This is a genomic window from Enterocloster aldenensis (assembly GCF_003434055.1).
Classification (GTDB): Bacteria; Bacillota; Clostridia; order Lachnospirales; family Lachnospiraceae; genus Enterocloster; species Enterocloster aldenensis.
The window spans coordinates 111,195-123,320 of sequence record NZ_QVEX01000017.1 but is presented as its reverse complement, the minus strand read 5'-3'; the positions used below and the strand labels follow the sequence as shown (position 1 = coordinate 123,320).

Here is a 12,126-nt window from a genome sequence, read left to right as displayed (position 1 = left end):
GGAGGCTTCTTATAGATGTATTTTATTACAACGAAAAGAATGTTGGAAGTGTGCTTTTCAGCACACCCCAACATTCAGTATAGAACCTGAAAAAGTCCCCTAAAAGTAAAAAGAACGCTTTCAGGTATGAAACCTGGAGGCGTTCTTTTTTTTGTGGTAAAATTAAGCTACTATGAATAATAATACCAAAAAATATTATAACTCAAAACAGGGAAGATTACCACTGTTTAGTAAGCGTAAAACCCTACGCTTACAGATAAATTAACGCCGCCAGATTTTAGCGGCGTGCTTTTCTACATTCCGCTGGAAGTTCTGTTGACCAAGGCAACAGATAATCCAGTTTTGCAGAATCTATATTTCCTTTCTCATCACGGAGTTTTGGAAGCTCTGTGAGCAGATGTTTAAAATAATAATACGGTCTCAGATTGTTGAGCTTTGCTGTTTCAGATAAGCTGTAAATAACCGCACTTGCCTGTGCGCCCTTGACCGAATCATGGAACATCCAATTTTTCTTTCCAACACAAAATGTACGGATGGATCTTTCAGAGGCTGAATTATCAATCGGGACATTTCCATCGGTGAGGAATACTTTTAAATATTCTTCCTGATTCACACTGTATTTCAGACCTTCAGCAGTTTTCCCTTTGGGTGGTACTGTTGTATCAGCAAGTTGTTTTTTTACCCACGTAAAATATTCCTCAACCAGTGGCCTTATGTTTTCCTGCCGCTCCTGAAGACGTTGTTCCGGGGAAAGTTCCTTTAAAGCACCTTCCAATTCATATATTAACGCAATCCGGCTTAATGCCTGATACGAAACGGAGCGTTTTACCGCAGCTGCATCTGCTTTGTCTGCAACTTTTATTGCATCCGCGTAATCGCGACGCGCATGTGCCCAGCAATTCGCGTTCGTTAATCCGGGAATCCTATCTTGAAGGAGATGGTATTGTTTTAATCCATCAGTCACAAGCACTCCGTTATAATCCCGATAAAACGCAAGAGGCAGTTCATGATTTCTGCCTTTTTGGTATTCGTAGACAACAATCGGACGTTCTTTGAAAAGTTCACCGGATCGGTGTACCCACATATAACTTTTACTCCCTGGACTGCGATCATCATGAATTACCTGCGTAGGCGTCTCATCTGATTGTGTAACTGGAAGTTTAAGCAGCTCCTGCTTCATTCGTTCCACAAGTGCAGCGAAATAACGATTAGAGCTGTTAATAATCCAGTTTGCCATTGTCTGTCTGGAAATGTTTACCCCATTACGCTGGAATTCCTGTTCAATCCGGTAAAGCGGTGAAGATTTCACATACTTCACATTCAATATAGAAGCAAGCAGAGATGGCGTGACAATACTATTAGGGAATATATCTTTTGGTCTGTCCCCGCGAAGAAATTCATCCTGATGGTACCCATCGGTACCAACATAAACTTCGACTGTATGAATTTCTACAGTCCAGGATCCCGGTTCATGGCGCAGACGTTTGTATGTTTCATCCGGCATACGTTTCCAGTTTCCCTTTCCGTAAAAAGCATCTAACGCTTCCTCTGAAACAGCATGAGGAGGGAGCAGCTCTTCCGGGAAATTTTTAAGATCAATGTCTCGCTGGCCTTTTGTTTTCTTTTTGCGTGGCTTTACTGGAAGTAGTTCATCTGCTTCTGGTTCAGCTGTATTTTCATCATAGATGGCATCTGCTTCATCAAAAAAAGACAGCTGTCCATCCATAGACTTCATAGTTTCTGTACTGCGTCCAAAACGATTCTGATTGGCAATCCGCACCTGTTCAATGAGCTTTTCAATGTTTTCATTTAATGCATCAAGCTGTCCCTGCATCGTCAGGATGATCGTGATCAGTTCTTCACGATCCATACTATTCAGTTTATCAAGTGTATGTTTCTGACTCAGCTGAACGCTCCTTCACTTTACTGTACTCTATTATACAATAAAGTATTAGAACTGGCGAATCTGTTATTAAGCAGGTTCCGTCAAAATGCCTATGGACAGAACAGCGTAAAACCTTCATATGTAGTAAGGAAATATAGAGTTTTCAACGAATCATGATGGCTTATCACAGCCCATAATGAAAATAGGGTATCGGCTCCACTACTTTTCCTCCGATTGCTTATGCTTTATAATAGAATCAGGCGGGAACAAGTTTGATTGAACATTGGAGGATTTGCACCCCGTTTTTCAACGTAAATGTTTTGCCCTTGAGAACAGCATATTGTAGCGCCCTTTGTGGATAGCACGAGTAGCAAAGTCCTTATCACCTCGGGTAAATCTCCTGCCTGTTTAAAAATGGAAGGAGTATGCTTATGAAAGACTTACTGGAACGTTGTGCCGGACTTGATGTCCACAAAGACAAAATTGTTGCCTGCATTCTCTCCGGACCGCTTGGCAAACCAACCAATTCTGAAATCATGGAATTTTCCACTTTGATTCCTGACATGATTGCCTTGCGTGATTGGATTATTCAATCAGATTGCCATCATGTTGCTATGGAAAGCACCGGTATTTATTGGCAGCCCATTTACGAAATCCTGGAAGACGCTTTTTCAGGAGACATTACCCTGCTTGTTGTCAATGCCAGACATATGAAGAACGTCCCTGGCAAAAAGACAGATATGCGTGATTCTGAATGGATTGCCACGCTTCTACGCGCCGGACTGCTCAATGGCAGTTTTATACCAGACAAAAACATCCGGGAATTCCGGCATCTAAACCGCTACCGGAAAAGCATTATCCGTGACATCACTTCCCAGAAAAACCGTGTGGAAAAATTTCTCCAAAGCTCTGGTTTTCGGTTGTCATCTTTTATTTCAGATATCTTTGGTGCATCTGGCAGAAATATTATCTTGTACCTCATGGAGCATGGTCAGATTGATGAAACCGCTTTGGATACCTGTTTGAAGACCAAAACTCGGAACCGTTTAAAAGAGATTCTGGTTTCTGTCAACGGAACTTTGTCCGACCATCAACGAGCATTCTTAAAGATGTTAATGGAGCACTATAATTCCCTGCGAACGCATCTTTCTGAAATTGAAGGGGCAATTGTGGAAGAAATGGAACCTTTCACACTACAGGTAGATCAGTTGAATAGCATTTACGGAATTGGAACTACAGCCTCTTGTGCATTAATCGCTGAAATAGGAGTGGATATGAAGTGCTTTAAAACCGCTGAACACATTTGTTCATGGGCCGGTTTATCTCCCGGAAACAACGAGAGTGCCGGAAAGCGTAAGAGCACTTCAATTACCAAAGGGAATCCTTACGTCAAAAGTATGCTCTGCGAAATTGCATGGGTGATTGCCGGGAAGCGTAACACTTACCTTTCCGCTTGGTATTGGCGTATCAAGCAGAAGAAGGGAGCCAAAAAGGCAATTATTGCTCTTGCCCGTAAACTACTTGTTATTATCTACACCATGTTAAAGCAGGGAACTTTATTCGATGAATCCTGCTTTGAAATCAGACGCAGAAGTTGTGAGCAAAAGCAAGTATCCCGATATATCCATGAATTAGAAAAGCGGGGTTACCTTGTAGCGCAACAAAGTTAATCAAAAGATTTCTTCCTGTGGGCAGCTATTTTTACTGCCTTTATTTGCTGTGCATTCATGATTGTTAAAAACATTTATTGTCAAGGTTCAAGTTTGCTGCGAAGTATTTATTTTCGTAGCAGGTTCATTTTCCCCTTCTGTAAAGTGGATATGACACTCCAGAGGGTTTCTGTCGGTGCTATAAACACATCACACAGACCATATATATCATTGAAAACAGAAGCATAAAATTTCTCTGTTTTGCACAATGATCAATAGATTTTTTTAGGATCGACATCTTTAATCTTCGGATTCAGGGGATTTAAACCCAACATCAGATAGTTGAATTGTTCTTCCGTTAGTTCAGCCGCTTCCTGTGTTGTCCGTGGCCAGGACATTCTTCAATTTTAAAATCTTTTATAAAGAAGTAAGAAGCCCGTTCCCATCCATAGCAGTCCTTTTAGGCGGTCGGAACGTTTTCCGCAGAAGAGAAATAAAGTTCCCTTTTCAAATGGATTCTGTTGGTATTTATCACCTATAATCATGGCCAGTCCGTCAATCCCTTTTCGTAAATCAACGGTACCACAGGCCAGGACTACGCGGCGGATACCAGCAGTATCCTCAAGCATGACAAATCTCCTGTAGGATTTTTGACAGGAGTGTATCCGATATATCATTTGAAACTGCTATTGTCAAAGCTCCCGTTTTAATAACTGCAGATGCACGTATTATTTCGCTATGCTGATCATCAACAGCCATTCTTACTGTTGGTATTGTCATTTCAGCAAAAGATATGTCTGTACAATTCGAGGATGATTGCAACGCTGGTAAAGCGATGCCTTGTTTTTCGAAGAGTTCATTTCGGAATTTCCGTTGCCAGTAATAATAAGATTTTTCGCTAACCTGATTTTCCTTCAGCCATTGTTTTGCTGACATTCCATCCGGTCTGTTCTGACATTGAAGCAGAATGTCTTTCCACATAGAGTACCGGACTGTGTGTGTTATTTGATCCATGGTAAGTGACCTCCTTAAAAAACTAATAGTTTTTTGCATTTTTTAAGTTTGCCACAAAAACTCTAATTAATCTAGGCGAGCGATTTGACGCTTACGAATTCTCAACAGCTGCAAGATCCTTCTCCATACCTTTGGCAAAACGTGAAAGCTCTTTCAAGGTTGAGTTTTTATATTTTTCAATAAAAAGGTACAGCAGAGGCATACTCCTGCGTTGATATATTTCCCTGAATTCACGGATACAACGGAGTATTTCCTTTAACTTAGGATAGTTATCCATTAGATATTCCTTGTGTGTTTCCGTAATCTCTTCATCGAGCCAAAGGAAACGGAATATTCCATTTCTGGATATTTGGTCATACTTCTGGAGCCCTTTCTTCTTTTGTATTGCTTCTGTTGTAGAACTTTTATATACCGCGATGTCTATCTGGAATCTTTCTATGAGCTTATTCATGTAATCATAAGCTGCTGTCTGCCCACCCAGATAACCTTTTGTGAGCAGGCTGCGGTATACATCTTTCCTGCTGATTCCTGCTGACAGCTCTTTTATAATGTAATCATAAAATGGCTCCATCCCGCTACGGAAATCTTTACGGCACAATGCTTCAAAATCTCCATTTAGGTATTTTGCTACCGTATTCCTTCCGCAATGTAGCACTTTGGCAATTTCCCTTTTGCTATATCTGATAGAAGCGTATTCGTGAATGGCTTGGTACAATTGTACACTTTTTTCATTATATTCAGCACCGTTATCCACACCATCCGGGATTTTTTTTACTTTCATCGCATTCCTCAGGCTCGGTCTGCTGTTGTTTTCTGCCATAATCCGCTGGTATTTTTACATCTACCGGCACGACTGCATTCACGGTATTCTTTACCGCTTCCAAAAGATTCTGGTGTAAATGGAACCGGTCCGCGATCTGTATGGCATCCGGCAGGACCTCCTGTATGGCAGTTGCATAAGCACTGGCACGGTCACGTGTTATGGTTTTTACATGTTTATTTTGGGACAGCCACTCCTTCAGGGCACGGCCATCTCTCCCATGTGTGTGTGGCAACCGGTGTATGGGTAGCTTCATCCACGATAATGGTACCATAGGTATGCCTTTTTTTGAAAGCAAAATCGTCAACACCAATGGTACTTCCACATGTTACTTCTCCCTGTAGTTTATAACGCTTTATAAGCAGACGGATCACACTGTCCCCACTTATTTTGAGATTCATGGCTCTACAGATACGGGAACAGCCTTCACAGCTGGTTTCCATTGCCAATGTGCAGATAAAATCGGCACAACGATCCGTCATCCTGCTATAGTAACTTAGAAACCCATTAATTGTTTCAACAAAAGTCGTAATATTGTATTCAGGATTATCACACTGGTATTCATATGCGTTTACGAAAAGCCAGGTGGATTTTCCAAAGATTGGGAGATCCTGGAGCTTTCTTTCATAAGTTCCATGTCTATAGGCTGAAACAATCCCACATTTAGGGCATGTACAGTTTTTTGTCCGGGCAAACATCTTAATATGTATTTCCGTGTCTGTTTGACAGATATTTGCAACCTCCAGCTCTGATGGATAAAAGTTTTGTAGTTCCAATTCTGTTTTTATACGCATATGATTCCTCCAGCAAACTATTCGGAATATATCATAGCACTCGAGGATAGATAATCAATAGAAAAACGGATAATTGCGGAAGAACCAAAGAGTCCCGGAATAATCAGTGGAGAGTAGCCATAAGATGGATAAACTGAGACGTTTTCTGTTATGGCAGTTTCAGAATACGATGAAAAGCGATGAAATGAAAATCAAGCAGGAGTTATCCCGTCCTGGATGAAAAGAGAAAGAGTTATCCACGTTTTCATCAGAAATGTCACTGGAAAATTTCGTCGGTTTCACGATGGTTTTCAGCTGGTCTGGAACGCCTTTGGCTGTTCAATATCCAGTCCGTTTAGCAGCCAGTCCAGCTGCCGCCAGGTAATTGCCTGAGCTTCTGAACGTTTCCGTGGCCAGCGATATCGTCCCTGTGCAACATTCAGTCTCTTGTAAAGGAGCACATATCCATCCGGTTCCCGGAGCAGGACCTTGATTCGGTCACACCGTTTACCGCAGAAAAGGAACAGGGATGACTGATCCGGATCCATGGAAAGTTTGCCCCGGATAATGTTGCAGAGACCATCGATTGATTTGCGCATGTCTGTTGTGCCGCATACGATATAGATGTTGTCCGCTACGGAGATATCGCCTAACACCCGGTGCCTTTCACAAGACTCAGAACCCGCTCAAGGATAGCCGGGTCGGTTCCATTGGCAATGCGGATTGTCGCATTGCCCAGATATATTTCTATCCTGGCAGGAATATCTGCAATACAGGTTGGACTCGCAGGAGCTGGTTGGCATGGAAGCATCGCCTGAGGATCCTCTGCTTTTGCATTAAAATTTAAGCGGACCACGTCCTGAGCCGGAGCCGGTGAAGGCTCCGCTTTGGAAATTGATTCAGGGATTTCACAGCAGGCCTTCTTCCTGAGTCTGCTGACCCAGTTGTAGAAGGTTCCCGGATGAATTCCGTGCTCCTTGCACCACTGATAATCGGAGAGGCCACTGTTCCTGCATTCCATAATCAGTTGGAACTGCTGATCAGCCGGGACTCTGGCATTGTAACTGGACATTTTCGATACCTCCATAAATGTGTAGTGAAATGCCCACACCTATCAATGAAATGTATCGTATTCCAGAGCGAAGTGCCTGCATCTAGCTATCTACCATTATGAGGTATTTGGTGGCGGAGCGCCAGCCACCCTAACATTTGACGCTTACGTTTAAACGCTCATAGGGTCAATTAATTTCCTGAATAAATCAGCACTTCTTTTCAGACTGTAATTAGATTGAAATAATTGTAGAGAGGAAAGCCGCATATCATACCGCTGTTTTCCATCAAGATGATAGTAATCAAGTATGCTTTTTTCAAAAGCGTCTATAGTATCTGCAATATATGAGTTATTGCCATGTTGTATAACATAACCTTCAAATGCATGGCTTGTTCCTACTACTGGCAGGGCATAGGACATGGCTTCAGCAACTTTGACTTTCATGCCAGCACCGTCAAAGATAGGGGCAATGTATAATTCGGCATTATAAAAATACGGTGCCATATTTGCAGGTGTATTCACTACTGTAATTGAAGGTATTTTCTTTACAAAGTCTAAAAACTCAGGAGTTGGATGTGATCCAGCAACACAAAGCTCTTTTGGAATCGGTAATTGGCGGTATACATTTTCTATAAACCATAATATCCCTTCAAAATTAGAACCATACCACAGTGAACCGGTTATCAGCATGCGCAATGGGTGCGGGGCCTGATTTTGGTTATCAAATGAGGGAAAGTATATTTTTGGGGGTGAAATGCACACCGGAATAACAGTTATTTTCTCAGATGGAATATGGTATAATTGGCACAAACGATTTTTATCTTTTTCTGTCAGGGCAATTAAATGATTGGCCCGATTGACAATCAACTGCTCACGGGGCTTGGAAAAGCAGGCATCAATTAAATTAAACACATTTCGTTTATGACGGTAATTATTTTGGGAATAATCATATTCTACATTGTGTACACGAACGAAGAAAGGTGTATTTCTTATTCGTTTAAGGACATAATGTAATTTAGAAAAATCCATTATAACTGCATCATATGCAGAAAAATCAATACGCAGTTTAAGCCATGACCGATAGCGACGGTTTGTATTCATGAATAGTGTATCAAATATCCTTAGCAATATGTTATTACTGGGAATTAAGTAATAAGTTCTATCATAAAACCTGGCCAGGGATTTATCTGCAATTTCAGGACCGATGTAGTCCACAGAGTAATTATTGTACACGAGTGATAATAAGGTCTGCTTGACACCAATTCCTCCTCCGGACGTTGAGGAGGGCGGTTCAGGGGTAATATGTAACAGTTTCATAGATATCTCCAGTTTTGTCATATTTTTTGCTGTTAAGAGAGAGTATATTCAGTATAGCATTAAATATTAAAGGCTGCAACCTTACATGTTATGACGAAGTTGCAGATTCGGGTTCAAAATGGTATACTGATAAAACATTATAGTTTAAGAAAGGATAACAGACGGATGAATGAAAATAACGATTTAATTGTATCGTGGAAACGAGCCAATGAAATTATTACAAGCGTTTATATAGTTGCAATACTGGTAATTTTTCCTTTGGCTTTTTATAATTATTATTTTGACATTTTAGATGTAAAATACATGTTTTATTATGGTTCGGTAATTTTGCTAACAGTAGTCATTCTAATAACCGCTTTTGTTTATATGTATATAGACGCAAGAGATTATCAGTGGGAGAATACACGTTGTATATTCAAGCATTTTCGAAGAAGGCCCTTAAGAATAGCTGATTGGGCTATGATATTCTTTATGACTGCAGTTTCGGTATCAACCCTTCAGTCTGATTATTTTTATGAGTCTTTTTGGGGGAATGAAGGCAGATACACGGGAATGTTTTTGATTCTTCTATATTTTGTCAGCTTTTTTATTGTTACCAGGTTTTTAAAATTTAAGCGTTGGTATCTGGATATATTTTTGGCCGCTGGGATGGTTGTATGCCTTATAGGGATATTACAGTTTTTTGAAATTGATCCAATTGGATTTAAGGTAGGACTGTCGTGGGATGATTATAGGATATTTGCTTCAACCATTGGAAATATCAATACCTATACATCTTATATAGCACTTGTTTCAGGCATGAGTGTTGTTCTATTTGCTCAAGAGAATAATGTTTACAGAAAAGTCTGGTATACAATTTGTGTTATTATATCGTTATTTGCATTAATAACAGGTATCAGTGATAATGCATATTTGGCATTAATTGCTCTATTTGGATTGTTGCCTATATATCTATTTGATAGTATAAAGGGTATTAAAAAGTATATGTTTCTTTTGGCGCTATTGTTTTCCGAATTTCAACTGATTGATATTATTATTGGTAAGTTCCCAGAACATGTGCTGGAGATTACGGGCTTATTTAATGTAGTAGTCGGCTATGATAAGCTCCTATATGTTGTTGCGGGTTTGTGGGCATTAACAATATTTATTCATATATTGGATATTAATCTAATAAAGGAGAACTATCTGCAGAAAAAAGGTAATCTGGGAAGGTGGATTTGGTTTGCGGTATTAATTAGTGGAATTCTTTGTATAGGATATATACTGTTTGATGTCAATATTAATGGTAATGCTGATAGGTATGGTTCATTAAAAAATTATCTTGTTCTTGATGATGAGTGGGGAACACATCGTGGATATATCTGGAGAATTGGAATAGAGAGTTATCAAAAGTTTCCGCTAATTCATAAAATTTTTGGTCATGGTCCGGACACATTTGGGATTATTACTGTAAACAATTATTATGATGAAATGCTTAGCCGATATTATGAAAAGTTTGACAGTGCACATAATGAGTACTTGCAATATTTTATTACGATAGGCGTTGTTGGTCTAGCGGCATATCTATCGCTGTTGTTTACTGCTATAAAGGAGATGATTCGTGCGTCTTCGAAAAAGCCTCTTCTAGTGGCTATTTCGTTTTCAATTATATGCTATGGGGCTCAGGCTGTAGTCAATATAAGTGTCCCGATTGTAGCGCCTATTATGTTGACTCTGCTTATGGTTGGTGTGGTAGCTGCTCGGGAAGTGGCAGATAAGGATAAGCATGTTTAATGATATTAAGAAGGGATGAGATAATGGATTCAGAAAGGATAATGAAAGAATATTACCGTTGGGTAGATTGGGCATTGGGGGATTCCAATTCATAAGGGATGGAATGATTCTGGAAATCCACGGCGATATGATGGTTCAGTTGGACCGTGGCTGTTCTCCATTGGGCAGGCTCATATAGGTAGCTGGGAAGCGGCCGTAGGAAAGTAAGTCCTTCTTCCAGGGACACAGGGCGCCGGCTGCCGTCCCTTTTCAGGAAAAGTGTATCATTGAAACGTTCCAGTTCTTTAAGGATAGCGGCGTTCATCGCGTGGATATCAAAAAATTCCCGACTGCGGGGACGGGCAATGATGTGGGAAGTAAGGTTGCCCACGCTCCCTTCTACGGCAGCGTTGTCCCGTGGAGCCAATACACGGGCCGGAAGGAGGGCTGTCTGCCAGTAATCTGCCAGTTCCTGATAGGAGCGGTTTGCGACAGGGGCCTCATATTTTCTGTTGCTCAGGATGCCGACTTTCAGGTTATCAGGGGTCAGGATTCTGGCTACGCCTCCAAAATATCCATGCATGGAGATATGGGCGTTGATTCAGTCCTGTTCTTTCATGGTCCGGCAGGCTTGTGCGTAGCAATACATACTGAACGGCAGGGGCGCAACGAACAGATAAACCTTGCAGATGTCCCCTGTTGTTTTATCATAAAGCGGGAGAGCGGTGCCTGCCCAATCGACCATAAGTCTGTCACCCGGTTTATGCTGGATGTGCATAGTGAGCTTATTCTGCGCAACGTAGTCCTGATACAGCTAGGAATATTGGGAATAGCTATAAGACGGCTGGCCTGCACTCCGGCAGGTATCCACGTATTCTTCCCACGAAAGCTTTAATGTCACACCGCTCTTCAATAATTCCTTATGTATGTAGGAAAAGTTGGATGTGGCAAGGCTGGGGAGCAGCGGTATCTAGAGCTGTTCCAAAGGTACCTGAAGCGTCAGACCATTTATGACTGGCATACAGCCAGCTTCCCAGGAAGGAACAACTACTGCAAGACAGATTCGGATGCAACGTTTATGCATATGAAAGATGACCACATGCGCAATGCCCATTTAAAACCGGGGTATAACGTACAGATTGGAGTGGACAGCGAATACATTGTAGTGGTAGATATATTACAGGATTGGAACGATGTGTGGACGCTGGTGCCATTTTTAAAGCGGATGAAAGAAAAGCTGGGTTTTAACTATCCGGGTGTTACGGTTGATTCGGGATATGAAAGTGAAGAAGGCTACTGCTATCTGCGGGAGGAGGGGGAGCAGCCATACATTAAACCTCAAACCTATGAAAAATGGAAAAAGCGGAGTTTTAAACAGGATATCAGTAAACGGGAAAACATGACTTATAACCAGGTGTCTGATACCTATATCTGCTATGCCGGGAAGGAACTGCGGGTGCTCTGCCTGAAAAAGCAACGCAGCAAAAGTGGGTATGAATCCGAGGTGACGGTATACGAATGTGAGGACTGTGCCGGCTGTCCCTATAAAGATAAATGTACCAAAGCGAATAAGCATCTGTACGTGTCCAAAAGCTTTTTGGAGAAGCGTGAGGAATCATATCGAAACATTCAGAGCGAGAAGGGAATTAAGTACCGGACGAATCGCTCAATCCAGGTAGAGGGAGCTTTCGGGGTTTTTAAAAATGACTACGGTTTCCAACGATTCCTGCTGCGGGGTAAGAAGAAGGTAAAACTGGAGATTCTCTTGCTGAGTATGGGGTACAATCTAAATAAACTATATAAAAAAATCCAGAATGAGCGGGCTGGAAGCTATTTGTTTGCTTTAAAAGCGAGTGCATAAATAC

General features: G+C 41.3%; 13 protein-coding genes and 1 pseudogene. 3 read left to right on the top strand and 11 right to left on the bottom strand.

What is annotated here, in order from left to right:
• Window positions 1–277: 277 nt before the first annotated feature.
• Window positions 278–1,870 (bottom strand): IS66 family transposase, encoded by a 1,593-nt coding sequence (tnpC, locus tag DWX59_RS23940; protein ID WP_235845161.1) that lies wholly within the window; start codon window positions 1,868–1,870, stop codon window positions 278–280.
• A 446-nt stretch (window positions 1,871–2,316) separates the two neighbouring features.
• Between tnpC and DWX59_RS23935 the strand changes: the two genes are divergently transcribed.
• Complete coding sequence (locus DWX59_RS23935) at window positions 2,317–3,555, top strand: IS110 family RNA-guided transposase (RefSeq protein ID WP_117562262.1); 1,239 nt, start codon at window positions 2,317–2,319, stop codon at window positions 3,553–3,555.
• Between the two features lie 386 nt (window positions 3,556–3,941).
• Here DWX59_RS23935 and tnpB (DWX59_RS23930) read toward each other — a convergent pair whose 3' ends face one another.
• The 8 genes from tnpB (DWX59_RS23930) to DWX59_RS23900 all read right to left on the bottom strand — a co-directional run bounded on the left by tnpB (DWX59_RS23930) (window position 3,942) and on the right by DWX59_RS23900 (window position 8,509).
• Window positions 3,942–4,163, bottom strand: coding sequence for an IS66 family insertion sequence element accessory protein TnpB (gene tnpB / locus DWX59_RS23930; RefSeq protein ID WP_117562260.1), 222 nt, complete (start codon window positions 4,161–4,163; stop codon window positions 3,942–3,944).
• Window positions 4,156–4,548: a hypothetical protein gene (locus DWX59_RS23925; protein WP_117562258.1), complete on the bottom strand. Its 393-nt coding sequence runs from the start codon at window positions 4,546–4,548 to the stop codon at window positions 4,156–4,158. Before DWX59_RS23925 ends, tnpB (DWX59_RS23930) begins: the two co-directional genes overlap by 8 nt.
• Before the next feature lie 91 nt (window positions 4,549–4,639).
• Window positions 4,640–5,368 (bottom strand): helix-turn-helix domain-containing protein, encoded by a 729-nt coding sequence (locus DWX59_RS23920; RefSeq protein WP_117562256.1) that lies wholly within the window; start codon window positions 5,366–5,368, stop codon window positions 4,640–4,642.
• Window positions 5,295–5,624 (bottom strand): transposase, encoded by a 330-nt coding sequence (locus DWX59_RS29475; protein ID WP_235845160.1) that lies wholly within the window; start codon window positions 5,622–5,624, stop codon window positions 5,295–5,297. The genes DWX59_RS23920 and DWX59_RS29475 overlap by 74 nt, the downstream gene beginning before the upstream one ends.
• Window positions 5,545–6,162 carry a transposase family protein gene (locus DWX59_RS23915; protein ID WP_235845159.1) on the bottom strand — a complete coding sequence of 206 codons (618 nt, stop codon included), beginning with the start codon at window positions 6,160–6,162 and terminating at the stop codon, window positions 5,545–5,547. Before DWX59_RS23915 ends, DWX59_RS29475 begins: the two co-directional genes overlap by 80 nt.
• Window positions 6,163–6,452: 290 nt before the next feature.
• Window positions 6,453–6,797, bottom strand: coding sequence for an IS66 family insertion sequence element accessory protein TnpB (gene tnpB, locus DWX59_RS23910; protein WP_117562254.1), 345 nt, complete (start codon window positions 6,795–6,797; stop codon window positions 6,453–6,455).
• Window positions 6,791–7,213: an IS66 family insertion sequence element accessory protein TnpA gene (gene tnpA / locus DWX59_RS23905; protein WP_117562252.1), complete on the bottom strand. Its 423-nt coding sequence runs from the start codon at window positions 7,211–7,213 to the stop codon at window positions 6,791–6,793. Before tnpA ends, tnpB (DWX59_RS23910) begins: the two co-directional genes overlap by 7 nt.
• A 150-nt stretch (window positions 7,214–7,363) precedes the next feature.
• A complete protein-coding gene (locus tag DWX59_RS23900; RefSeq protein ID WP_166460292.1) occupies window positions 7,364–8,509 on the bottom strand; it encodes a glycosyltransferase family 4 protein in 1,146 nt (381 codons plus the stop codon).
• 165 nt (window positions 8,510–8,674) lie between these two features.
• Here DWX59_RS23900 and DWX59_RS23895 point away from each other — a divergent pair, with 165 nt between their 5' ends.
• Window positions 8,675–10,282 carry an O-antigen ligase family protein gene (locus tag DWX59_RS23895; protein WP_117562248.1) on the top strand — a complete coding sequence of 536 codons (1,608 nt, stop codon included), beginning with the start codon at window positions 8,675–8,677 and terminating at the stop codon, window positions 10,280–10,282.
• A gap of 52 nt (window positions 10,283–10,334) precedes the next feature.
• Here DWX59_RS23895 and DWX59_RS23890 read toward each other — a convergent pair whose 3' ends face one another.
• Both DWX59_RS23890 and DWX59_RS28905 read right to left on the bottom strand, forming a co-directional pair.
• Window positions 10,335–10,844, bottom strand: a complete 510-nt coding sequence (locus DWX59_RS23890) for a hypothetical protein (RefSeq protein ID WP_117562245.1) — start codon at window positions 10,842–10,844, stop codon at window positions 10,335–10,337.
• Between the two features lie 18 nt (window positions 10,845–10,862).
• The gene (locus DWX59_RS28905) at window positions 10,863–11,006 is read right to left on the bottom strand and encodes a hypothetical protein (RefSeq protein WP_165643246.1); all 144 of its coding nucleotides are present in this window, start codon (window positions 11,004–11,006) and stop codon (window positions 10,863–10,865) included.
• A 210-nt stretch (window positions 11,007–11,216) separates the two neighbouring features.
• On the opposite strand from DWX59_RS28905, the pseudogene DWX59_RS23880 reads away from it, so the two are divergent.
• Window positions 11,217–12,122, top strand: a pseudogene (locus tag DWX59_RS23880) (transposase); the annotation flags it as partial.
• Between the last annotated feature and the right edge of the window lie 4 nt (window positions 12,123–12,126).